The following is a 24,236-nucleotide window of genomic DNA, read 5'->3' on the forward strand; positions in this document are numbered from 1 at the left end:
GCGCGGACCAACTCCCGCAGCATTAGGGGCCGTTAGGGGATAGTGCATCGATCCGAATCTGGAGAGCATTCACCAAGAGGATTTGCGAAATGTCTAGGAGTGAACAGATCCCATGCATCTTCTCGTCAAGGGAATTCAGCACCGGATTTCCAGCGAAATCCTCGTACCGAACTCCAAATACCATGCACACCGTGCGCTGATCCTCGCCTCGCTCGCGGACGGGGAGAGCCGGATCCACGGCCTGTCCGACGCCCGGCACGTCGAGTACACCGTGCGGCTGCTGCGCGACCTCGGCGTACGGATCGTCCGCGAGGGCGACACCTTCGTGGTGCGGGGGCTCGGCGGGCACTACCGCCCGGTCCGGGACACCGTCTCGGCGGGCAGCTCCGGCACCACCCTCTATTTCATGACCGGGCTCGCGTCCCTGTCACACCGCGCGGTCACGATCACCGGTCAGAAATACTTCCGGAACCGTCCCGTGGGCCCGCTGCTGCGCGCGCTGGAACAGATGGGCGTACGCCTGGAGTCGGCGAATGACTGCCCGCCCGTCCAGGTCAGCGGCCATCGGCCCACGGGCGGCGAGGTGACCATTCCGGGCACCTTGTCCCAGTGGATATCCGGACTGCTGCTGCTCGCGCCGTTCGCCACCGGCCCCACCACCATCACCGTGTCGGGCACGCTCAACGAGCGCACCTATCTGGAGCTGACCGTCGCGATGATGCGGCAGTTCGGCCTGGAGGTGACCGTGGCCCCCGACTGGCGGCGCTTCGAGGTGGCGCCGCACCAGAGCGTGCGGCCCACCGAACTGACACTGCCCCCCGACATCGGTTCCGCTGCCTTCGGCATCGCCACCGCCGCACTGCACCCCTCCGACGTCCTCCTGCGCGGTATGCCGAGTCTGACCGGGGGCCCGGCCGACCACCCCGAGTTCCACTTCCTCGACATCGCACGCTCGATGGGCGTCCCCATGGAACTGGACCCGGTCGCCGGCGGTGTCCGGATCCAGCAGGACGCGCCCCTGCTGAAGGCCGTCGACGTCGACTGCCGCGACGTGCCGGACATGCTCCCCGTCCTGACCACCCTCGCCACCTTCGCGCACGGCGAGTCGGTGTTCCGCAACGTCGCGCACACGCGGCTGAAGGAGTCCGACCGGGCCGGTGTGATGCTCCAGCTCAACTCCATGGGCGCCGAGCTGGAGTTGGCCGACGACACCCTGCGGGTGACCGGGGTGGACGGCCTGGCCGGCGCGGAGTTGTCCTCGTACAACGACCACCGGGTGCTGATGTCGCTGGCCGTGGCCGCCTCACGTGCCCGGGGCCACTCCACGCTGTCGTACCCGCGCGCCTACCGCATCTCGTATCCGGGCTTCCTCGACATGATGAACACCGTCGGTGTGCCGGCCTCCGTGGAGAAGGGCCCCGCACGGTCCGCCACGGGCCGTGCCCGCGAACCCGTCCCGGAACCCGTCCAGTCAGTCGCGGACCCGGACCGCGCCTGCGAGGTCACCCTGCCGGAGTGGCTGGCCCGGCACGCCGCGTCCCGCCCCGGTGACACCGCCCTCGTGGACGTACGCCCGGACGGCGACTTTGTCGTCACCTGGAGCGACCTGGCCGGCCGGGTGGACAAGGCCGCCGCGCTGCTGCTCGAACTCGGTGTGCGGCCGGGCGAGAACGTGGCGTACCAGCTGCCCAACCGCCTGGAGTTCGTGGTGCTGTCGCTGGCGGCGCTGCGGATCGGCGCCGTCTGCTGCCCGGTCATCCCGTTCTTCCGGCAACGCGAACTCGGCTTCGTCCTGCGCCGCTCGCTGGCCCGCGTCCTGGTCGTCATGGACGAGTACCGGTCCCGGCGCCCCGCGCAGGAGGCACTCGCCCTCGCCGCCACCGGTGGCCCGGACACGGCGCACCTGGAGCATGTCGTGGTGCTGGCCCGGTCGGGCGGCGGCAGCCGACCGCCGCAGCCGCCCCCGGTCGGCGTCCGTCTGCACGACTGGGAGAGCGCCCTGCGGACGACGACGGTCGACCGGGCAGCGCTCGACGCGATCCGTCCGACGGCCGGGGCGACGGCGCAGCTGCTGTTCACCTCGGGCACCACCGGCGAACCCAAGGGCGTCATGCAGCCCTCCTCGAACCTGGTCCGGGCCGTGTCGATGGAGATCCGGCATCTCGGCCTCGGCCCCGAGGACGCCGTCTGGGTGCCCTCGCCGCTCGCCCACCAGACGGGCTTCCTGTACGGGATGACGCTGGCGACCGTGCTGGGTGTGCCCCAGATCGTGCAGTCCGAGTGGGACGCGCGGCGCGCCCTGGTCTCGTTGAACGCGCACCGGGCGACGTTCGTCCAGGCCGCCACGCCGTTCCTGGCCGACCTGGTGAAGGCGGTCGAGGACATTGGCGAGGCGCCCCGGCATCTGCGGATCTTCGTGGCCACCGGCGCCACCGTGCCCCGCTCGCTGGCCGAGCACGCGAGCGAGGTGCTGGGCACGAAGGTGTGCGGCGCGTTCGGCACCACCGAGACCTGCCTCGGCGCGCTGTCCACGCCGACCGACACACCGGAACGGCGCTGGGGCACCGACGGGCGCGTGCTGGACGGCGTACGGCTGCGGGTCACCGACGACCGGGGCGAGGTGCTGGCGCCGGGCGCCGAGGGCAACTTCGAGATCCTCTCGCAGACCACCTTCGAGGGCTATCTCGACCGGCCCGACCTGACCGCGGAGGCCTTCACCCCGGACGGCTGGTTCCGCACCGGCGACCTCGCGGTGCTCGACGAGTCGGGCTACGTCCGTATCACCGGCCGGGTCAAGGACGTGATCAACCGCGGCGGCGAGAAGATCCCCGTCGGCGAGATGGAGCAGCTGCTGTTCCGCCACCCCGCCGTCGACGACGTGGCCATCGTGGCCATGCCCGACGAGCGTCTCGGCGAGCGTGCCTGCGCGTTCGTGGTGCTCAAGGACGGCGCGCTGCTCGGCTTCGAGGAGATGTGCTGCTACCTGGACGGGCACCAGGCCGCCAAGCAGTACTGGCCGGAGCGGCTCCAGCTCGTCCCGGATCTCCCGCGCAACCCGATCGGCAAGGTCCAGAAGTTCGAACTGCGGGCCAGGGCGCGTCACCTGCGCCCCCACATGCAGTGACAGGAGAAGACGGAGTGCGAAAGATGATGGACGAGCAGCGGTTCAAAGAAGTCCGTGACGCGGTCGAGCGGTGGGTGGAGGGCCCGGGCGAGCGCTGGGCCGAACGCATCGAGGAGACCGGCGAGGTACCCGAGGCGCTGTGGAGCGAGCTGAACGAGCTCGGGTTCCTGCGGCTCGCCGCCCCGGTGGAGTACGGCGGCCAGGGCCTCGGGTTCACCCGGTGGATGGAGCTGATGGAGATCTTCTCCCGCTCCCACGGCTCCCTGCGCATGATCGTGCACGTCGTCAACGGCATCTGGCGGTCGATGGACGGCCACGCCTCGGACGAACAGCGCAAGCGGTTCGTGGTGCCGTCCGTCCTGGGCGAGATCAAGATCGCGTTCGCGCTGACCGAGCCGGGCAACGGCACCGGGGCGGACATCACGACCTCGGTGGTCCGCGAGGGCGACACCTACTACCTGTCGGGCCGCAAGCACCTGATCACGTTCGGGGTGCGCTGTGACTACTACCTCCTGGCGGCGCGCGTCGCCGGCTCCACGGGCCACGAGGGCACCGTCGCCCTGCTGGTGCCGCGCAACGCGCCCGGAGTGAGCGCCGAGGACACCTCCCGCACGATGGGCGTCACCGGCACCGACCACGCCTCGATCGTCTTCGACCGCACCCCCGTGCCCGTGGACCACCGGCTCGGCGAGGAGGGCCAGGGGCTGGAGGTGTTCCTCGGCGGATTCCTCACCCCCTCGCGGATCTCCGTCGCGATGAGCTGCGTCGGCCTCGCCCAGCGCGCCCAGCAGCTCGCCGTCGACTACGCCCGCTCCCGGGTGACCTTCGGTAAATCGCTGACGGAGCGTCAGGCCATTCAGTTCATGCTCGCCGAGAACGCGGCGGACATCGAGGCGGCCCGACAGCTCGTGCTGCACGCAGCCCGCCGCTTCGAGGAGGGCGCCGACGACGCGTCCATGCAGTCCTCGATGGCCAAGATGCACGCGGTGACGATGCTGACCACCGTCACCGACAAGGCGCTCCAGGTCCACGGCGGGCTCGGCTACTGGAAGTCCCAGAAGATCGAGCGCGTCTACCGCGATGCCCGCGCCCAGCGCTTCGAGGAAGGCCCCAACGAGGTGCAGAAAGCCGTGGTCTTCCGCGAACTGCTGCGGCAGGCCCGGACCGTCACCGAGGAAGGCACACGATGAACGACATCCGACACGACGACGCGGCCGGCGAATCCACGATCTCCCTCATCACGGGCGCCTCGCGCGGCATCGGACGCGCCCTCGCGCTCACCCTGGCCCGCCAGGGCGGCACCGTGGTCGTCAACTACAAGAAGAACGCCGAACTGGCCGAGAAGACCGTCGCCGACATCGAGGAGGCCGGCGGCCGGGGCATCGCCGTCCAGGCCGACGTCGAGACGACGGAAGGCGTCACGGCACTGTTCGACGAGGTCGCAGAGCGCTACGGACGCCTGGACCACTTCGTCTCCAACGCCGCCGCCAGCGTCTTCAAGAACATCCTCGACCTCGGCCAGCACCACCTGGACCGCTCCTACGCCATGAACCTGCGCCCCTTCGTGCTCGGCGCCCAGCAGGCGGTCAAGCTCATGGACGACGGCGGCCGGATCGTCGCGCTGTCGTCGTACGGATCGGTCCGCGCCTACCCGACGTACGCCGCGCTCGGCGGGATGAAGGCGGCGATCGAGGCCTGGGTGCGGTACATGGCGGTCGAGTTCGCGCCGTACGGCATCAACGTCAACGCGGTGAACGGCGGCCTGATCGACTCCGACTCGCTCGCCTACTTCTACGGCATCGAGGGCATGCCCGACATGCGCGGCGTCCTGGACCGCATCCCCGCCGGGCGGCCCGGCACCGTGCAGGAAATGGCCGACACCGTCGCCTTCCTGCTGAGTGAGGGCGCCGGCTACATCACGGGCCAGACCCTGGTCGTCGACGGGGGCCTGAGCGTGGTCGCCCCGCCGTTCTTCACGGACGCCGGCGAGGCACTGCAACTGCCGCCCCGACCGACACGGGAATCCTGAGAGACGAAGGGCGTGCGACGTGTACGACCATGTCTTCCGGGCCGGCTGCATCGGCACCATGCGGCTTCCGCATCGCATCGTCATGGGCGCCATGCACCTCAATCTGGAGACCGCGGACGATGACGGCGCGGCCCTGGCCGCGTTCTACGCCGAGCGCGCGGCCGCGGGCGCGGCGCTCATCGTCACCGGAGGCGTGGCGGTCAACGCCGTGGGCGCGGGCGGCCCCGGGTACGGGGTGATCGGCGACTCCCGCACCAGGGCGGCCCTCTCGGCGGCGGTGCGTGCGGTGCACGAGCGCGGCGGACGGATCGCTCTGCAGCTCTTTCACGCCGGGCGGTACGCCCTGCCCGGCGCCCGCGAGGGAGCAGGGCACCCCGTCGCCCCGTCACCCGTACACAGCGCCTTCGCGCGCTGCACCCCCCGGGAGATGTCCCCCGAGGAGATCACCACCACGATCGCCGACTTCGCCGAGGGCGCGTCCGCCGCACGCGCCCTCGGCTTCGACGCCGTGGAGGTGATGGGCTCCGAAGGCTATCTGATCAACCAGTTCACGGCACCGCTGACCAACCTGCGCGACGACGCGTGGGGCGGTGACGCCGCACGGCGGCGCCGATTTCCGCTGGAGGTGCTGCGCGCGGTCCGCGCGGCCGTGGGCCGGGACTTCCCGGTGCTCTTCCGCATCTCCGGGAACGACCTGGTGACCGGGGGCACTCCGCCGGACGAGATCACCGCGCTCGCGGTGGCGCTCGCCGAGGCCGGGGCGGACGCGCTCTCCGTCGGCGTGGGCTGGCACGAGTCACCGGTGCCCACCGTGCAGTCCGAGGTCCCCGCCGGCACCTGGGCGGCCTGCGCCAAGGCGCTCAAACGCGCCCTGCTGGCCGCCGGCCACACCGATGTCGCGGTGATCGCCGCCAACCGCTTCCCGCACCTCGCGCAGGCCGACGAAGCCCTGTCCGGTGGCGAGTTGGACTTCGTGGCCATGGCGCGGCCGTTCCTGGCCGACCCGCAGATCGTCGCCAAGTCGGCCGCCGGCCGCCCCGACCGGGTCAATGTCTGCATCGCCTGCAACGAGGCGTGCATCGACCGCTCCTTCGGCACCGAAAGGGTGTCCTGCCTCGTCAACCCCAGAGCCGGATACGAAACGGAGTTCCCTCCACCGCAGCCGACCCGCCACCACCGTGGGCCGCTAGGCCGCTACGCCGTGATCGGTGCGGGCATCGCCGGACTGGAGGCCGCCCGCACACTGGCCGGCCTCGGCCACCAGGTCGAGGTGTACGAGGCCGCGGCCCACCCCGGCGGCCAGTTCCGGCTGGCCTCCCGGGTGCCGGGAAAGGCGGAATTCGCCGCGACCATCCACCACCACGTACGGGAACTGCGAGACGCCGGCGTGCCGTTGCACCTGGGCCGTCGCCTCGGGAGCGCGGACATCCCGGAGCTGCGGTCGTTCGACGGTGTGGTGCTGGCCACCGGTGTGCGCCCCGCCGGGTTGACCCTCTCCGGCGCGGACCTGCCCCATGTACGCGACTACGCACAGGCGTTCGCCGATCCCGAAGCACTCGGCGGACGGATCGTCGTCATCGGCGGAGGTGGCATCGCCGTCGATCTGGCGCACACCCTGACCACCGATCCGGCTGCCGCGGTGACGCCGGAGGAGTTCCTGGCCCGGCACGCCGTGGCCGGGGGCACTCCGCGGCCCGGGACGCAGCCCGCCGTCCGTGGCGCGCCGTGCGAGGTGACGCTGATCCGGCGTGGCCGCAGGATCGGAGCAGGCATCGGCCCCAGCACCCGCTGGGTCGTCATGCGGAATCTGAGGGCCGCCGGTGTACGGATGCTCACCGGCGTGACCTACCGGAAGATCACACCCACCGGCGTCCTCGTCACCGATGCGGAAGGCAGTGAGCGCTCCCTCGACGCCGACCATGTCGTGCTCGCCGTCGGCCAGGCCCCGGTGGACGAGCTGGCCCCGCTGTTGCACGCGGCAGGCGTCCCCGTCGTCACCGCGGGCGGCGCCGCGGGAACGGACGGGCTCAACGCCGTACGGGCCACAGCCGAGGGCCTGCGAGCGGCGCACCGGATATCCCGCGTCGCCGTGGGATGAGGACGTGCGGGAGCGGGCACACGCAAACGGAGCGGACTCCTCTCCCCACACTCCCGGACGGGTCGGTCTCAGCCGCTCTGTTCGAGCGCCATGAACACCGTGGAGAACTTGTCCAGCAGGTCCTCACGATGCTGCACGCGGAGCTTCCGGTAGATCCGCGTCAGATGCTGCTCCACCGTGCTGGCGGTGATGAACAGCTTCCCGGAGATCTCCCGGTTCGTGTGTCCCAGGATCGCCAGCACCGCCACGCGCCGCTCGGCGGAGCTGAGTTCGGCGAGCTCCGGATGGTGGCAACCCGGCTGTTTGTCCCGTCCGGGACCTTGGGTGTCCGCGGTGACGAGAGCGAGCAGCCGGCCCGCCTCGCACTGCTCGGCCATCCGCCGGGCCCGCTTCGACGTGGTCCGGGCGAGGTTCAGCCGCGAGGTCTCCCGGTAGGCGGCGGCGAGTTCGGTCAGCGTGTAGGCGAGCTGCAGCCTGCTCCCGTCGCGTTCCAGTGTGTCCGCGGAGTTCTTCAGCAGGGAGAGCCGCCGGGCGTCGTCCTTGGTGGTCTTGGCGAGGAGGCGCAGCGTGGTCCCGTGGACGGACGTCTCCTCCTTGGGCAGCTGTTGCAGCTGTTGCCGGAGAGCGTCCCGGGCGCCCGCCACGTCCCCGAGGGCCAGATGCGCCTCCGCCATCCCGCAGCGCCAGGGCACTGTCAGATGGGTCTGGTCGGCGCGCGCGGGCGTCTCGATCCACAGGGAGGCACTCATGTCCCTGCACGACTCGAAGTCGGCCAGCGCCGCGTGCAGCCGATCGGTCGCCAGGTGGTACCTGCCGCGGGCGTGTACGTACTTCAGACCGCCACATCCCTGGTACGCCGCCGGGGGAATGGGCCGGTCGAGCACCTCTGCGGCCTCCCGCGTCCTGCCCATCTCCGTCAGGGTCTGGACCAGCAGCGCCGCGATACCGGCGATCGGCGCACCCCATTCGTGCCAGGGCTTGCGCGCGAGCGCCTTCTGGATCAGCCGGTACGCGGAGCCGAGGTCACCGAGCTCCAACGAGATCTTCGCCTGCACGACCGACACCAGGGCCTCCCACAGCGGCGACGGATGCGCTCCGAGCGCCTCCGACAACTGGGTGAACCACGGCCGCGCGGCGGGCAGCGAGCCCATGCTCTCCAGCACGGTGGAGGCGAACAGCAGGGTCTCCACCGCCGAGGACTGGACCCGGATGCCCTGGAGCACCTGCTCGGCCCAGAAGATCGCCTGGGCCCGGTCACCCTCGTTCGCCGGGCCATGGATCTTGCGCAGACCGGTGAGCAGCGCATGCACATCGGCACCCGGCCCATAGCGCTCGTCGGCCTCACTCGACGAGGACAGTTCCAGCGTCGCCCAGTTCATCGGCGTGCCGCTCCACAGGCTGTAGAGCGCTTCCGCGAGACCGACCTCGGCCGGATAGGGGGACCGCGGAGCCTTCTCACGCATCAGGGGCATCAGCTCCGCGGCCAGCTCCGTCAGGCCGTGCCACAGCGCCGCGCGCACCAGGAACGCCAGGTCCGTCGCGTTCAGGACACCGCGGAAGGCAGCGCGGCCCAGCGTCGGCAGCAGAGAGGCCACCAGCCCGGGGTCGGTCAGCCAGGTGGTGCGCAGCAGCATCATCTCCACGGCGGAGCGCTCTTCGGGGCCGACGGCGGAGATCTTGGCCAGCTTGAGCAGCCCGCCGGCCACCTCCGTACTGCCGCTCTTCAGGGCCTGGTTGACGAGGCCCAGGACGAGCGGCAGATCCCATGGCGCGCCGATCCTCCCCACCGCGGTGAGATGCTCCACGACCTGTGTCAGCGGCGCGCTGTCCTCGAAGAGGACATGGGCTGCCCGCAGATGCAGCTCTCCGCGCGCGGTGAAGCTCTCGTCCTGGAGCAGCGCCCGGCGCATGTCGGGCCGCAGGCAGTCGCCGGCCAGCAGGCCGAGGTCGTTGAGCGCGCCGAAGATCCGGCTGGCCCTGGTGATGTCGATCCCGAGCAGTCGGGCCAGCCGTGGCAGGGAGGCGAAGTCGCCGAGGACGGCCACCGCGTGGGCGCCGCTGAGCATGCCGGGCATGTCCGTGTCGCTGATCATGCCCCGGACGCAGTCGTGGAAGGCCGTGTCGACGGTCAGCTCCCTCGGCTTCGGATCGGCCGACGTGAGCCAGGTCCGCAGCAGAACGTCGACGAGGAGCAGGTTGCCGCCGGTCAGGTCGTGGATGTCGTCGGCCATGCGGTTCGCTGCCGAGCCCGCGAAGGACCCGCGGAGTTGCGGGATGTGCTCGGTGAGGGCACGGGCGATCTGCTTGCGTCCCAGGAGCCGCATCCGGACCAGGCTGGTGTACGGCAGTCGCAGGATGTCCGTGCGCAGGTCGTCGCAGAACGAGAGGGCGCAGCCTGTGCGCTCGGCCATGGCCAGCCGGATGCGCGTCCCCTTCAGCCGTCGCGCGACGAAGCGCAGGAACAGCTGCGAGGGGCCGTCGACGTAGTTGATGTCGTCGACGACTATGAGCAGAGGACGTCTTGCCGCGATCTTCAACAGCCGGGCGTACACCCACTCGTAGGTCAGTCCGGACGGGTTCCGCAGACCGTCCGCGAGGGACGACGAGGGGCCGACGCCGTTCGGCTGGTCCCCATCCGCCTCGGCCGCGTCCAACTGGTCCAGGATCTGCTGCAGGACCCCGAAGGGGGAGCCGTACTCGTTCAGCCAGCCCGTCGCCCACAGGCTGAGCACTCCGGAGTCTGCTTCCGATGCGCAGATCCGGTTGAGCGCGGTGGTCTTGCCCGCACACTTCGGTCCACGAAGGAAGAGGAGTCCCCCATTTTTCTGCCAGTGCTTGAACTCCGGGGTCGAATGTTTCGACAGGACTACTTCAAGGATGTCGCTCACAGGGGTCCTCTCGCAAGACACAACTGCAGGTCAGCAGCGCACTATTGGCTTGGATGCGCGTGAAGATGTATGCGCATCGAGGAATGAACATCCGACATTGACGACGGACCGTATCAACCGGCCTGCCGCCCCTGGAATGCCTCAATGGCTGGATACTGAGGGTGAGTTAGGAAATGTCGCCCCCTCCCCCGGGCCATTAACCGGTGGTTCGTACTCTGCCGTGCAACGCCCTCCACCCGGTCGGACACCACCCGGTGCCCGCACCTGCGGTCTCTGCCCGCACGCGCCGATGCACGGCGACGGACGGAGCGCCATGGGCGTCGGCGGCGTCCGGCCGACATGGCGCCTACTGCGCTACACGGGTCGGCACCCCGGCCCGCTCGGGCGCCCTTCGACGCTCCCTCGCGGAACCGGCCACCGGCACCCCCGGGGCGAGGGCGTGTTCGAGGATGGCGCGTTCCGGACGAAGCAGCTCCCCCGACGGCTCCGATCCGCACCGCTCCGCGCGTTCGCCCCCGAGGCGCCCGAACACCGACAGCGCGTCGGTCCGCCGACCGCACCGGTGGAGCGTCGGCGCCATCCGGCCGCTCAGCCGCTCACACAGCGGGCCCTCGGCGACGGCCTGATACAGCACGCGCGGAGCCTGACGGTGGTGGTGGCCGATCGACGGTCCGACGCCGAAGCACTCCTACCGGGCGCCCGGCCGCCCACTCTCCGGACCGGACTGTCCTGGCCGGTGCGGATCGCCGCCCGCCGGTCGACGGCTTCCGCGCCCCGCCACGGGTCGAGCCGCAGGCACCGGACGGCGTTGCCGATCCCCTCGCGCGCGGTGTGCGGAGCCTCGTCGGGCTGCCGGACACCGAGCCGCGTGCGGGTGCCCACGCCCCGGTCGGCGTTCAGCGGAGGACAGGCGAGCAGCCGGCGTTCTATCAGGCCTCCGAGCGGCGATATCGCGCCGTCCACGCCTGTCTGAAAAGTGCCCGGTACGCGGAAGTGCACGTCAACCTCATTTCCCTCTGCCCCCGCCCTTTATCGTTCCTGACGGCCGATCGGCCGTGGAAACATCACCACGCAGGCGGTGGCGAGAATTCACCGCGGGTGAGGCGGTGACGGGACGGGAGCCACGCTAAGCCCGATGCCAGCATGTCCATTCTCCATCACCCTCTGCTCATCGCTACGGATTCGGCTGGAATTCGAGGAGATCTGCTTCGCCACGGAGGACTCGGAAAGAAAGGATGTGCGGATGCCTGGCAGCATCCGAACTCCTGTGGATGACGCTGACTTCCTCTGATCCGGAATGGACCGGACGGACGGGTTCGGCGGATCTCGCTCTCTCACATTGCATGGACGCCCGGTCCGGAGTCCAGGTTCCCAGAAGATCTTTGCCCTTTTGAACATGCCGTCGCCTTCCTCCGGGGGGAGGGGCGCGGCAGGCGGCAACGGACGACCATGACGAAGGGCCCGGAGCATCGTGAAGGACGCGCGCAGATCACGCGCGAACGCCGTGCGCCGGGCCACGGGCACGTGCGGTCCAGCGCGAGTCCGTCGCCCCGCGGGCCTGAGCGGCGAGCGACCGGGCGGCCAGCGGGCCCGCACCAGGGCGGCGGCCAGGGTGTGCACGCGCAATTCCTACGTCGCAACAAGGAAGACCTCACCGAAGACTAACCCGCCCCCTCCGCGCCGAGTTGGACCGGATGGGGACCTACGGACGGCAGATCCAGACGGGCCGGCAGGTCGAAGAGACCTGCGCCTACACCATGAAACCACTCGGCGGAGTTGACGGCAGGCACACCCCCACTCATTTCGAAGGTCCGGTTTGCGCACCCCTAATATTTACGATTCCCCCCTATTCCACGCACCACCCCCCTGTTTTCGCTTAGGCGCGATGTGCGCCATTCGCGGGCTGATTATAGTCAAGTCAGCCTGTGACGGTGTCCCCCATCAGGCATTCCGGGAGCAGGGCTGATTCATGGCACTTCGGGATGCTTCTTCGAGGCGAGCGCCGGCTGGTTAACCGTCGAGGCCGCTTCGCCTGTTTCTCTGCATTCCCTACGTTCCCTTCCCGATACTCTGGAGGCTGTGGTGGGTAGCTCCGTCACACAGACCCGCAATCCCGCCAGGCAGCAGCCCGAATGGGCCGACCCCTTCCAGGCGGAGCGGGTACGGACGATCCTCGCCGACCGGCCCCCTCTGGTGCGCGCGGAGGATGTCCGCGAACTCGGTGACCGGTTGGCGGAGGTGGCGCGAGGAGAGGCCCATGTCCTCCAGGCCGGTGACTGCGCGGAGAACCCCGACGAATGCACGGCGGACCACGTCTCGCGCAAGTCCGCCCTGCTGCACCTGCTCGGCGACACCCTGCAGGCCGCGACCGGCAAACCAGTGGTCCGCGTGGGTCGTATCGCCGGCCAGTTCGCCAAGCCCCGCTCGCAGCAGGTCGAACCGGTCGACGGTGTCGACCTGCCCGTCTATCGCGGTCACATGGTCAACGCCCCCACGCGCGACCTCGCCGGCCGCCGCCACGACCCCCTGCGGATGCTGATGGCCTATCAGGCGGCCCACGACGTCATGGAGCATCTCGGCTGGCGCGGCCCCGACGGGGCCCCACACCACCCCGGTCCCGGTACCCCGACCCGGACCTGGACCAGCCACGAAGCGCTGGTCCTGGACTACGAATTCCCCCTGGTCCGTGACCTCGGCGACGGACAGCGCCTCCTCGGCTCCACCCACTGGCCCTGGGTCGGCAAGCGCACCAACCAGCTCGACAGTGCCCACATCGACCTGATCGCCGAGGTGCTCAACCCCGTCGCGGTGAAGGTCGGTCCCGCGACCACCCCGGCCGACATCGCCGCGCTGTGTGCCCGCCTCGACCCACAGCGCCGTCCGGGCCGCCTCACGCTCATCGCCCGCATGGGCGCCGATACGGCCAGCTCAGCCCTCGCCCCGCTCGTCCGGACCGTCCGCCGTGGCGGCCACCCGGTGATCTGGCTGTGCGACCCCATGCACGGCAACACCGTCACCGCCCCCGACGGTCACAAGACCCGCTTGCTGCCCACCATGGCGGATGAGGTCCAGGCCTTCTGCCGGGCCGTCACCTTCGCCGGTGGAATCGCCGGCGGACTCCATCTGGAGGCCACCCCCGACGACGTCACCGAATGCGCCCCCGACTTCCGCGCCCTCGACTCCCCGACCGTCCGCCGCACCACCCTGTGCGACCCCCGCCTCAACCCCGAACAGGCCGTCTCACTTGTCTCCCTGTGGCGCCAGGTCCCGTGAGCGGGTACGGCGGGCAAGGCCTGCACCCGCCGAGCCGAGCTCCGGGACACCGAGCCGGGCCGGGCTTCGGAGCATGGGAAAGGGCCCTCCCCCGTACGAGGAAGGGCCCTTCGACAGAGCGCCCGGCAGGCCTTGCACCTGCATCTCCCACCGGATGGTGGACGTCTTTCCTTGGACCACGGACGCGCGCTTCCGGCCCGAGGACCGAAGTTGCACCATGATCATACTGCATCGACGAGGTGGTGGCGTCCGTCCCCTGGCGCGACGCGCCGGTGAGGAACCTGATGAGTCAGTCGTCAGACCGTCCCGGTTGTCCGGGGCGCAGCGTCGTGTGCCGGAAGGCATTCAGGTCGGCGGTGTCGGGCAGAGCGTCAGGGGTGGGGTGTCCGGCGGCGAGGGCGTAGAGGGTGTGTGGGTGGTGCTGTCGAGTCCGAGGCGGTCTTCGACGGCGGTGTCGTCGAAGGCGGCGGCCTGGAAGGGGCCCAGGCCCAGGGCGGTGGCTGCCAGGGTGAAGGTGTCCGGCGTTCAGGTGGCTGAACCGGTAGGCACGGGGGTGCCGGTACGGTGGCGAGGTAGGCGTCGAGTTCTTGCCGGGCTCCACCGGAGGGGCTGGTGCGCCGGATGAGGGCGCCGTACTCGTGGCCGTCGAGGAACTCGGCGGGGCCGAAGACGGTACCGAGCAGGACTGCGAGATCGTGCAGGCTCACCGGCTGGGCGCTGAAGGAGCGGTGCGTGCGCCGGCGATAGAGGGTCTGCTCCAGCGGTGCGGACAGGCGAGGGTCCGGTATACGGGGCAGCAGGATGCGGTCGGCCTCGGGGTACTCGGTGAACAGCGCCGATCGCCCGTCGCGGGTGAGGTGCTGACGCAGCTCGGGGGTAGCGGTCTCGAAGGGGACATCGCGGGTGGCGTAGTGGAAGAAGGATGCCTCCGGTGACCAGCATCCCCAGGCGCTCGTCCGTTTCGGCCTCGGGACTGCCTTCCTCGGCCAGCTGGCCGCATTCGAGCAGCGTTCCGGTGGCCTTCTCCACCGTCTCGGATGCAGGTGGTCCAGAGCTTCGGCCGCTTGGGCGAGGGTGGTCCAGGTGTCGAAGGCGCTGAGGATTTCAGCGGTCGAGGGGTGCAGGGCGACCGGGTCGTGGCCCCGGTACTCCTCACACTCACCGCACTGGTCCCAGATCCGCCCAACGGCACGGGGCCGGCACCGGCAGATGCCGCGCCGACCCCGCCCCCTCGGGTCACTTGCGAAGGAAAGCACCGGTGCGGCGCTCTTCCCGCTTGACGAGCACCGGCTTGATCTCGATCTCACGCATGACGTACACCCCCTTCGGCCTCGTGATCCGTACCCTGCCCGAACGCACGCTTCATTTCGCAGGGGAAAGGGATACCGCACCAGCCCGCCGACGGACCGCAATTGCCCGAAAACCGCTGCCCGCAGGACGGTCCAGCGGTCTTGGCTGTGAGGTACGGGGGGCATGCTCGCGTCGCCACGCCGCCCTTCTCCGTCCGTCGCGCGAAAGTCAACGAAGCGGTCCGGTCCGAGACCACCGGTTACCGCTGCTCCCACCAGTCGTACCGGTCGGAGGCGTCGCAGCCCAGGGTCTTCGGGAGCGTGTGATTGCCCACGCTCGGGGTGGTCATGCACAGGCCGCTTTCCGCGCTCTGCCACATCGCCACGGCCGGGTCCCCGGGCTTCGTGGCGTGGGCGTGCCAGAGCTGGGCGGCTCGGGTGCTCACGACGGGGTCGCACGGCGACAACGTGATGGACCCCGGCGCGAGTCCCGAGGGAGCGGTGATGCATCTCCCGGTCCTCTGATTGATGAAGCGGTACTGGCCGGATCCCCAGTACTCGGTGAGCCACTTCTCGTCGGAGCCGCTGTCGCAGCTCCACATCTGGAGTCTCGCGGCGTTGTTGACGTCGCTGTCGAGGCAGTGGCTCGAACCCCAGATGCGAATGTTGGTGGCACCCGCAGCCTGGGCGGGCGCGCCGGCCAGCGCGAGGGCCGACACCGTCAGCGCGGTGGTGACGAGCGATATCAGAGCGCGTCGTGCCGTCATGACTCAACTCCCGGACTTGACATGGCAGTTACTGGCCACTGCCGTGCGGATTCACGGAGCCCGCACGGTAGATGCCCTCCATGCCGGAAGCTTCTATTCTGCTCAAATTACCCAAAGGGCATATGTTGAGGCGCTGTTGCGCACGTCTGACTCGTAGCCGATCCTCGGCAGGGCGACCTGTTCGAGGGGCGCCACGGGGCCTATTCCGGTGCGGAGGGGTGTGCGGGGCACGTCGGCTGCTCACTCGACGGGGGCTGCGTCAGCGGGCGTTGGCGGGCCACGGCGACGGCGTGCTTTCCCGGGATGAGGGTGGCGTGCCACATTCGCTGGGCCTCCGGCTCGGGGGTGGCGGGGGTCAGCTCCACCCGTCGCAGCACTTCACGGATGATCACCTTCATCTCCATGGTGGCCAGTTGCGCGCCGACGCAGTACCGGCGGCCGCCGCCGAAGGGCAGGAAAGACTTCTGCGCCGCTTTGGCGCCCTCGCCGAGGAACCGCTCCGGCCGGAACTCCTGGGGCTCCGGATACACCTCGCTGTCTTGATGGATGAGCGAGAACATGGGGATGGCGACCCATCCGGCCGGGATCTCGTACCCACCGAGCCGCAGGGGCTTGTCCAGGAGACGCCCCGAGCCGTATATCACCGTGCGCAGCCGCAGCACCTCCTTGACCACCGCGTCAAGGTAGCGCTCGTCCTCGCCCCGCTCCATCTCCTCCCGCAGCCGACCGAGTACCTCCGGGGAACGCATCAGCCGTTCGAACGCCCAGGACAGGCCGGTCGCGGTGGTCTCAAGTCCAGCTTCCAGCAGGGTGATCAGCTCGTCGCGGATCTCCTGGTCGCTCATCGGCCGGCCCTGTTCGTCCCGCGCCTGGAGCAGCCGTCCCAGTACATCGGTGGCTTCGCGGTCTCCCTCCTCCCTGCGCCTGGCGATCTCGCCGAAGAGGACCTTGTCCACCGCCGCACTGGCTCTCATGGTGCGGGTCGTGGGCAGGAACGGTACGCGGGTCGCCAGCGGTGACCTCTCCGCCCATGCACGCAGTCGCGCGGGCATCAGGAACAGGGCCGGTGAGCCGCTGGCCTTGGACAGCGCGAGGAGCAACGCCCGTAGCCGGGACTGCTGGTTGACGTCGCGGACCCCGAAGACCAGCCGCAGGGTGATCTCCAGCGTGATGGACTGCATGTGCTCCTGCAGCGCGAACGGCCTGCCGAGCGGCCACGTCCGGATGTCCTCCGCGGCGATCTCGGCGATCAGGTCGGGGTAGCCGGCGATGGACCGGCCGTGCAGGGTCGGGCTGAGCAGTTTGCGGTGCCGCCACCATGGCTCGCCGTCGTTGGTGAACAGCGAGAACTGCCCCAGCCACGGAACGAATCCGGCGCGCAGCGCCCCGGCCCGACTGCCGTCGCCGTCCGTGCGGTAGATCTCCGCGGCGAGTTCCGCGGTGGACACCACCACCTGGGGCGGCAGACCGAGGAGCTTCATCCGGAACACCGGACCGTGGCGCCGCCGCAGCGACTCCAAGTACCGCACGGGATCACGCAGTTGCACGGTCTGCAGGAGGGCGGGCTGCCGCGAGCCGGGAGGAAGGTGAGTCATCGGTTTTCTCCAGTCGTCCAGCGTCTGCTCAGTTCTCCGGAGTCCGCGGGGCAGTGGCCACCGGGTGCCCGGCCCACCGGGGTTCGCCCACGGCCGGGGAGAACAAGGGCGTGGGGGCAGGAAAACCGCGCGGGAGCGTGACAGGAATCGTAACGCGGCACAGTGGGTTATCACATCGGTCCGGAACACCGATGACTAGGGAAATCCATAGCAACCAAAGGGAACCCGGGTCGGCCACTAGGGGAACTCATAAACAGTGACCGCGATCTGAATCTGCATGACTTTGCGTTGTACGATCGAACATCGCCATTTCCGAGCGGGGTGCGATCACGTTCACGACGGATGCCCGGAGGGCAGGGATCTCTTGCGAACCATAGTGGATGACAGTCTTCCGGATGATGCCGCGCGGAGGGCGGGCGGCAAGGGGAAGAATCTCCATGAGCTGTCCAGGAATGGGCTCGAAGTCCCCCGTTGGGCAGTCGTGGGACTCGATGTCTTCCAGGAATTCATCGCTGCGGCCGACGGGGCAGGACGCATCGAGGAGCTGCTCGCCGACATCACCCTGGACAATGTGCAGAAGATTTCCGGTCAGGTGGCCGGAATCATCGAGTCAGAGGAATTGAGCGATGCGGCCGCGTCGGTCATCGAGGACGCGTACGCACACGTGGGGAGCTCTCGGGTCGCGGTGCGCTCCTCCGGTGCCGAGGAGGACGGCTCGGAGCTCTCCTTCGCCGGGCAGTTCGCCACCTTCCTCAACGTGTCCGGGCTCGCCGAGGTGACGGCGCACGTCAAGAGGTGCTGGGCGTCGGCGTTCTCCGAACGGTCCCTGCACTACCGGCTGCGCCACGGACTGCCGCTGCGTGGTGCGGGCCTCGCCGTTGTCGTGCAGGACATGGTGCATGCCCAGCGCAGCGGCGTGATGTTCACCGCCGACCCGGTGTCCGGGGACCGGGGACGGTATGTGATCAGTTCGGTGTACGGACTGGGCGAGGGCCTGGTCTCGGGCGCCGTCGACGCCGACACCGTGGTTCTCGACGCCGTCACGGGCGCGGTGCGCGACACCGTGCTCGGCGACAAGCAGGAGCGATACCACTCGGACGAGGCGGGTTCCGGATATCTGGTCAGCGAAGTGCTGCCGGCCGAACGGGAGAAGCTGTCGCTCGGGCCGAAGGACCTGGCGAAGTTGCACGAAGCCGGCGCACGTATCGCAGCGGTCTTCGACACTCCGCAGGATATCGAGTGGGCGTTCACGGGCGATGACCTGTGGATTCTCCAGGCCCGCCCCATCACCGCGCTGCCGCAAGAGGTTCGGGCGCCGGAGGCCGAGTTGGCGCCGAGCGAGAGCGGAGAGCTCCGGATCTGGGACAACGCCAACATCGTCGAAAGCTTTTCCGGAATCGTCTCACCGCTGACCTACAGCTTCGCGGCTCATGTCTACGGAAAAGTATACGACTACTACGCCCGAGGGCTCCGCGTCCCTCCCGCCGCACTGCGGGAAATGGAGGAATGGACTCCTCATATGCTCGGCTATTTCCATGGCCGGGTGTACTACAACTTGCTCAACTGGTACCGGATGGTACGGATCGCACCCCTGTACCCCCTCAACAGAAAAGTCCTGGAAATCGCGATCGGCGTCGAGGAACCGCTCGACGAGGAAACGGCCGACTCCCTCTACCCGTACACCTTCGCGTCGTCCTTGAACCACCGGCTGTCCCGTGCGAGAACGGTGGTGGCGTTCGTGCGCCGCTTCCTCACCATGAACCGCTCGGTCGAGCGATTCATGGCGTACTTCTACGAGGCGTACCGGCAGTTCGACAACGTCGACTACGACGCCATGGAGGGCCAGGACGTCTACCGGCGTTTCCGCGCGCTGGAAAAGGACCTGCTGGAGAAGTGGGGTCCGATGCAGACCCTGGACGCGGCGATCCTGTGGTCCATCGGCGGGCTCGCCCTCCTGAACCGGCGCTGGCTGCCCGACGCCCCCGAATGGCTCACCTGGAGCGCCGCCAGCCCCGGCCCCCAGGTGGAGTCCATCGAACCCGCCCGTGCACTCGCGGCACTCGCGATCACCGTCCGGGACGATGCCGAACTGAGCCGCCTCATACGGGAAACACCGGCCGCGGACACCTACCAGGCGCTGCGCGAGGGCGGTCACACCACGTTCCTCGCGTCGGTGGACGAGTACGTCGCCGCGTACGGCTACCGCAGTCTCGACGAGCTGAAGCTCGAGGTGCCCGATCTGCGGGAGGATCCGTCCAGCCTGTTCGCCATGGTGCGCGCCACGCTGCCCGAGGTGGACGCCCACCCCGGCGAGAAGGCCGACGCCTATCTGGACGCGCACCTTCGCGGGCCCCGCCGGCTGCTTTACGACGTCGTCCGCCGCAAGGCGCAGAGCTCCTTGTACAACCGGGAGCGGCTCAGGTTCTGCCGCACCCGCGCGTTCGGCTCCGCGAAGCGGATGCTGCGCGCCATGGGGCGTGATCTCGCCCGGATGCACGCGATCGACCACTGGAGGGACGTCTTCTTCCTGCGCCTGGAGGAGCTGCGCGGTGCCTACGAGGGCACGACCGCGCACGCCGATCTGCGCGGTCTCGTGGAGCTGCGCAAGCGGCAGAGGCGCAGGGACGAGGCGTTGTCCGCGCCGTCCCGGTTCACCACTCGGGGGGCCGCCTACTGGCGGGGGAATCTGGAGCGGGCCGGCTTCGTCGAGGGCGGCCCGGCACCCACCGGGGTCCGGGAGTTGCGCGGCACCCCGTCCTGCCCCGGTGTGGTGGAGGCCCGCGCCGTCGTCACGGACACCCCCGTGGAGGCCAACGGCGGTGTGCTGGTGACCTACCGCACGGATCCCGGCTGGGTCGCCGCGCTGCCGTCCGCTTCGGCACTCGTCATCGAGCGGGGCAGCCCGCTGACGCATGTCGCGATCGTCGCCCGTGAACTCGGCATTCCGACCGTCGTCCAGGTCAAGGGCGCGGTCACGGAGATCGCGACCGGGATGCGGCTGAGGCTGGACGGAGGAACGGGGTCCATCACGCTCCTGGACAACAACCCGGCCGAGGACGACGCCCCGGCCGGATCGGACCGCGCGGCCGCAACAGCGAACACGAAGGACGCGAAGAGTGAGTAATGAGGGCACCGGCCGCAGCGAGCCGATCAGAAAGACCTCCGGCGGGAGACCGCCGCATCCCTCCGTGGGGGAACAGCTGCGAGCAGGCCGCCTCGACGGCGCGCGCGTTCGTGCGACGCCCCACGTCACGACCGGGAGGCCCGTGTGATCCTCAGCGAGGACTATCTGCAGAACTTGTGGGACAAGACCCTGGCGCACGTCCCGTCCGCCGCCAACTGTGCCGTGGTGCTGGAGGGTTCGATCGCCGAGGGCTTCGGCAACTCCTCGTCCGACATCGACTTCCTGCTGATCGCCGACAGCGACGCGGATCTGCCCACCATGCCGTCGCTGTTGTTCCTGGACGGGCGACGGGTCGAGGTCAGGACCCGCTCCGTGCGGCAGGTCGCCGAGCAGTTCTCCGCGCTCACGTCGGCCACGCACGGCGACCCGGGCACGATCCCGGAGGATCTGCTGAACCGCTGTCAGCGGCTGCTGGGCAGCTTCCCGCTGCGCCATCCGGACCTGGTGGCGAAGGTCAAGGGGCTGATGTCCTTCGACGACTTCCGGAGCACGGCGCGGGAGTGGTGGGCGCACCACGCGCGCCAGTCGCTGCGGTACGCGCTCGTCCTGCGGGAACTCGGCCAGGAAGCGGAGGCCGCGGCCTGGACCGAGGCCGGACTGCTGCAGGCCGTGAAGTCCTGGGCGGCGGGGCGGGGAGAGACCTACCTGGAGCCGAAGTGGCTGCCCATGCAGTTGGACCGCCTCGGTGCGGACCCGCTGTCCGCCCGCTTCCGGGTCCTCGCCTCGCTGGACGGGTCCGGTCTCGACCCCGCCGCGTATGTCACCGCCGGCGCCCTGCTCTCGGCCGACCTGGGGGTGGCGGGCGCCGCGTCCGGATCCGAGCACCTCACCGTGGCCAGGGCCGACGGGGTGACCACCTGGCAGACCGGCGACCGGGTGCATGTCGTACGCGGCAGGCAGGACGTGTTCGTGCTCGGTGACCAGGCGGCGCGGGCCTGGCGTGCACTCGTCTTCGGCCGGCCCCTGGGGGCGGTGCTGAGCGCGGCGCAGGCGTCGGGAGCACCGCAGGCGGGCCGGCTGATCGCCCAGTTCCTCCGGTTCGGCCTGGTGAAGGCCGCGTGGAAGGGCGAGGGCCCGATCGTCCCCGCCCTGCCGCTCGCCGCCCCTCCGGGTGCCGTCACACCACCGCCGAGCGCCGCGCGGCCCATCGTCGCCGTGGGCGGGGCGGCGGTCGGCGGTGCGGAGGCCATCGATCTTGTGCCCGTGCCGGCACGGCGGTTCAGCGCCGCCGGTATGACCCTCGTGTGGTCCAACGTGCTCGTGGAGAACGCCCGCGAGGATCTCGTCGGCGCCCTGGACCGCGAGCAGTGGAGCGTCGCACAACTCAGCGCCCGCAGGATGCTGCGGTTCGCTCTGCGCGGGGTGCTCAGCGCGTACGGCGTCAACCCGCTGCCGCCGGACTCCGAAGTCGTCCGTGCGCTGTCCCTCCTTCCGGCGGAGGCGCACACCGAGGAGATGCGGGCGGAGGCCCGGTGCCTCGAAACGCTCACGATCGCCTCCGTCGCTGAGGGCGGCGCGGCGGTCAAGAGGCTGGACCGCTTCGTCGCACAGGTCCGGCACGCGACGGGCGCGTACAGCTTCCCGTCCTCCTTCGACTCGTCGGACGGATGGCGGCAGACCCTGGAGCTCGGCTACGACTGGCTGCGCCTCGGCGCACATCTCGACGCGGACCTGCCCATCGACGAGGCGAGCGATCTGCTGTCCAGCGGTGGCGCACAGCCGCATGTCGCCACCACCTGACGCCGCTGGAGGAACGTTGACGTCCCACACCCACCCACCGTCCCCGACCGAGGACGAGGCACAGAGCCACCATGTGGACGAGAGAGAAGGCAGGTCGATGACGGACAGCCTGAGGATTCTGGTGACCGGTGCGGCCGGACTGGTCGGCGCGGAGGTCACCGCCCGGCTGGCGGCGGCCGGGCATCGGGTGACCGCTCTGGTCCACCGCAACCCGGCGCTCGTACGCAATGACGGCACCCCCCTGGAGACCGGCGCCGTCACCTGCCTGTCCGGCGATGTGACCAAGCCCCGGCTCGGCCTGCCCGAGGCCACGTACCGGGAGCTGGCCGCCGGCGGGCTCGACCGGATCGTGCACTGCGCCGCGATCACCGACTTCGGCCTCCCCGACGAGATCTACCAGGCGGTCAACGTCGACGGCACCGCCCACGTCATCGAGCTGGCCCGGGCCGGCGGCATTCCGCTCGTGCACGTGGGAACGGCCTATGTCTGCGGCGAGCGCGACGGGTCGATAGCCGAGACGGAGCTGGACGAGGGCCAGCGGCTCGCCAACGCGTACGAGGACAGCAAGTTCCGGGCCGAGACACTGGTGCACAAGGCCCAGGGCGACGGGGTACGGGCCGCGATCGTCCGCCCCAGCATCGTCGTCGGCGACGAGCGCACCGGCGTGGTGCGCGACTACAAGAACATCTATGTCGTTCTCAGGCTGACCACCGAGGGCCGGGTCCGCTCCCTCCCCGGCCAGTACGAGGCGCGTCTCGATCTGGTACCGGTGGACTATGTGGCGGACGTCATCACGGAGGTCACCCACCGCTTCGAGGAGGCGGCGGGCCGTACCTTCCACGCGGTGGGCGCACCACTGACCCTGCGGGACTTCTCCGATGTGCTGGCCGAGTACCCCCCGTTCCAGGTGCCGCGATTCGTCCCCGCGACGAGCTTCGACGTGGCACGGCTGCCCCGGCGCGAGCGGTCCTACCACGAGCGCGTCATCACGCTGTACGAGAGCTACTTCCGTCGCCGGATGAGTTTCGACGACGCCCACACGGCGGGTTTCACCACCCGGCGGGCACCCGGGAACGCGCAGGATTTCCTCCGTGTGCTGATCGACCACTGCCTGGAGAGCGGCTACCTGGGCCGATCGCCGGCCGACGTCACGGAGGCACCCGACCGACCGGACGCACCGGGACCGGGGGCGACCTCCGCCGGCAACGGCGCCGGCCCGGCCGGCAGCGTCAGGAACGGAGCCGGCCGATGACCGCCGACATGACGACGACCGGCCGGCCCTTCGGCGACGACATCTCCCCGGCCCTCACCTGCGATCCGCGAAAGCGGTCCCTGTTCGGCTCGGACACCTACTTCCTGGAGAGCGTCGAACAGCTCGGCACCCTCACCGCCGACGTCGACGGCTTCCTCCACCGGCACGCCGCGCTGCTGCTCAAGCCCGATGCCGTGGTCAGCAGGCAGATTCCGACGACGATCGACTGGCTGGCCCGCGGCGGCTTCCGGATCGTGGCCGCGGAACGCACCCGGCTCACCCGGACCGCCGTGCGGGCGCTGTGGTACTTCCAGTGGAACCTGGCCACACCGCAGCGCCGCCGCCTCGCCGACATGTTCATGGACTCGTGCGATGCCGTGGTGCTCGTGGTGCGCCCCGAATCCGACTCGGCCGGGGCTCCGCCGGCGTCCGTCGTCATGACCGAGCGGAAGGGCCCGACCGACCCGCAGGCCCGGATCCCCGGCCAGCTCCGATACGAGATCGGCCGCTACAGCTATCTGCTCAACCTCGTCCACACCCCGGACGAACCGGCAGATGTGGCACGGGAGTTGGGCATCCACTTCGATCCGGCGCTCCGGGAGCGGGTCTACGCCTCCGCGCTGGCGGGCGACGACCGGTCCGACCGGGCACGTGAGCTGGCCGAGCAGTTGCACACCGAGGTGCCCGAGCGGGACCTCACCTTCCAGCCGGCCGCGGAACGGCTCAAGCACGCCGTGCGGCAAGGTGAGGAATCCGTGGCCCCCGGCCCCCTGCGGGACGAACTGCGCGCGGCCCGGATCGCCGCGGAGGACAAGGACGGCTACCGGCGGCTGCTGGAAGCGGTCTGGCTGGCCGGACTTCCGCTCGACGCCTGGGACGTGGTGGTCGTCGGCACTCATGTCCTGCCGATGAAGCGCACGGGGCTGGCCCCCGTACTCGACGGGGTCAGTGTGACCGACTGGCAGCGCCACATGGCGCGGCTCTCGGCTCGCTAACA

General features: G+C 69.9%; 13 protein-coding genes. 9 read left to right on the forward strand and 4 right to left on the reverse strand.

Features of this window, described 5'->3' with window-relative positions:
• The first annotated feature begins 112 nt into the window (after positions 1 to 112).
• Genes aroA through IEY78_RS17775 form a run of 4 tightly spaced genes read left to right on the forward strand, consistent with a single transcriptional unit; the run spans position 113 to position 7,251 of the window.
• Entirely contained in the window at positions 113 to 3,124 is a 3,012-nt protein-coding gene (gene aroA / locus IEY78_RS17760; RefSeq protein ID WP_189099382.1) for a 3-phosphoshikimate 1-carboxyvinyltransferase, read from the forward strand.
• A 23-nt stretch (positions 3,125 to 3,147) separates the two neighbouring features.
• A complete protein-coding gene (locus IEY78_RS17765; RefSeq protein ID WP_189099559.1) occupies positions 3,148 to 4,314 on the forward strand; it encodes an acyl-CoA dehydrogenase family protein in 1,167 nt (388 codons plus the stop codon).
• Positions 4,311 to 5,153: a 1-cyclohexenylcarbonyl-CoA reductase gene (chcA, locus tag IEY78_RS17770; RefSeq protein WP_189099384.1), complete on the forward strand. Its 843-nt coding sequence runs from the start codon at positions 4,311 to 4,313 to the stop codon at positions 5,151 to 5,153. The genes IEY78_RS17765 and chcA overlap by 4 nt, the downstream gene beginning before the upstream one ends.
• Before the next feature lie 19 nt (positions 5,154 to 5,172).
• Entirely contained in the window at positions 5,173 to 7,251 is a 2,079-nt protein-coding gene (locus tag IEY78_RS17775; protein ID WP_189099386.1) for an oxidoreductase, read from the forward strand.
• A 68-nt stretch (positions 7,252 to 7,319) separates the two neighbouring features.
• Here the strand turns inward: IEY78_RS17775 and IEY78_RS17780 are convergent, their stop codons facing one another.
• Together IEY78_RS17780 and IEY78_RS17785 are read right to left on the reverse strand one after the other, a co-directional pair.
• A complete protein-coding gene (locus IEY78_RS17780; protein WP_229700022.1) occupies positions 7,320 to 10,139 on the reverse strand; it encodes a helix-turn-helix transcriptional regulator in 2,820 nt (939 codons plus the stop codon).
• Positions 10,140 to 10,485: 346 nt separating this feature from the next.
• Positions 10,486 to 10,803 carry a BTAD domain-containing putative transcriptional regulator gene (locus IEY78_RS17785; RefSeq protein ID WP_268240287.1) on the reverse strand — a complete coding sequence of 106 codons (318 nt, stop codon included), beginning with the start codon at positions 10,801 to 10,803 and terminating at the stop codon, positions 10,486 to 10,488.
• 1,418 nt (positions 10,804 to 12,221) lie between these two features.
• On the opposite strand from IEY78_RS17785, the gene IEY78_RS17790 reads away from it, so the two are divergent.
• Positions 12,222 to 13,412, forward strand: coding sequence for a 3-deoxy-7-phosphoheptulonate synthase (locus IEY78_RS17790; RefSeq protein WP_189099390.1), 1,191 nt, complete (start codon positions 12,222 to 12,224; stop codon positions 13,410 to 13,412).
• A gap of 1,549 nt (positions 13,413 to 14,961) precedes the next feature.
• On the opposite strand, the gene IEY78_RS17795 is transcribed toward IEY78_RS17790, so the two are convergent.
• Both IEY78_RS17795 and IEY78_RS17800 read right to left on the reverse strand, forming a co-directional pair.
• Positions 14,962 to 15,468, reverse strand: a complete 507-nt coding sequence (locus IEY78_RS17795) for an RICIN domain-containing protein (RefSeq protein WP_189099392.1) — start codon at positions 15,466 to 15,468, stop codon at positions 14,962 to 14,964.
• 200 nt (positions 15,469 to 15,668) lie between these two features.
• Complete coding sequence (locus tag IEY78_RS17800; protein WP_189099394.1) at positions 15,669 to 17,063, reverse strand: cytochrome P450; 1,395 nt, start codon at positions 17,061 to 17,063, stop codon at positions 15,669 to 15,671.
• 376 nt (positions 17,064 to 17,439) lie between these two features.
• Here IEY78_RS17800 and IEY78_RS17805 point away from each other — a divergent pair, with 376 nt between their 5' ends.
• The 4 genes from IEY78_RS17805 (at position 17,440) to IEY78_RS17820 (ending at position 24,234) form a co-directional block, all read left to right on the forward strand.
• The gene (locus tag IEY78_RS17805) at positions 17,440 to 20,187 is read left to right on the forward strand and encodes a phosphoenolpyruvate synthase (RefSeq protein ID WP_229700023.1); all 2,748 of its coding nucleotides are present in this window, start codon (positions 17,440 to 17,442) and stop codon (positions 20,185 to 20,187) included.
• A 144-nt stretch (positions 20,188 to 20,331) separates the two neighbouring features.
• The gene (locus IEY78_RS17810; protein WP_189099397.1) at positions 20,332 to 21,987 is read left to right on the forward strand and encodes a hypothetical protein; all 1,656 of its coding nucleotides are present in this window, start codon (positions 20,332 to 20,334) and stop codon (positions 21,985 to 21,987) included.
• A 97-nt stretch (positions 21,988 to 22,084) separates the two neighbouring features.
• Positions 22,085 to 23,239, forward strand: coding sequence for an SDR family oxidoreductase (locus IEY78_RS17815; protein ID WP_189099399.1), 1,155 nt, complete (start codon positions 22,085 to 22,087; stop codon positions 23,237 to 23,239).
• Positions 23,236 to 24,234 (forward strand): nucleoside-diphosphate kinase, encoded by a 999-nt coding sequence (locus IEY78_RS17820; protein ID WP_189099401.1) that lies wholly within the window; start codon positions 23,236 to 23,238, stop codon positions 24,232 to 24,234. Before IEY78_RS17815 ends, IEY78_RS17820 begins: the two co-directional genes overlap by 4 nt.
• Positions 24,235 to 24,236 lie beyond the last annotated feature (2 nt).

Source organism: Streptomyces kronopolitis (assembly GCF_014646275.1).
In the GTDB taxonomy this organism is placed as follows: Bacteria; Actinomycetota; Actinomycetes; order Streptomycetales; family Streptomycetaceae; genus Streptomyces; species Streptomyces kronopolitis.

Excerpts from the sequence above, each read along its gene's own strand:
- aroA (WP_189099382.1), top strand. The coding sequence starts at position 113 with ATGCATCTTCTCGTCAAGGGAATTCAGCACCGGATTTCCAGCGAAATC.
- IEY78_RS17765 (WP_189099559.1), top strand. The coding sequence starts at position 3,148 with ATGATGGACGAGCAGCGGTTCAAAGAAGTCCGTGACGCGGTCGAGCGG.
- chcA (WP_189099384.1), top strand. The coding sequence starts at position 4,311 with ATGAACGACATCCGACACGACGACGCGGCCGGCGAATCCACGATCTCC.
- IEY78_RS17795 (WP_189099392.1), bottom strand. The coding sequence starts at position 15,468 with ATGACGGCACGACGCGCTCTGATATCGCTCGTCACCACCGCGCTGACG.
- IEY78_RS17800 (WP_189099394.1), bottom strand. The coding sequence starts at position 17,063 with ATGACTCACCTTCCTCCCGGCTCGCGGCAGCCCGCCCTCCTGCAGACC.
- IEY78_RS17815 (WP_189099399.1), top strand. The coding sequence starts at position 22,085 with ATGACGGACAGCCTGAGGATTCTGGTGACCGGTGCGGCCGGACTGGTC.
- IEY78_RS17820 (WP_189099401.1), top strand. The coding sequence starts at position 23,236 with ATGACCGCCGACATGACGACGACCGGCCGGCCCTTCGGCGACGACATC.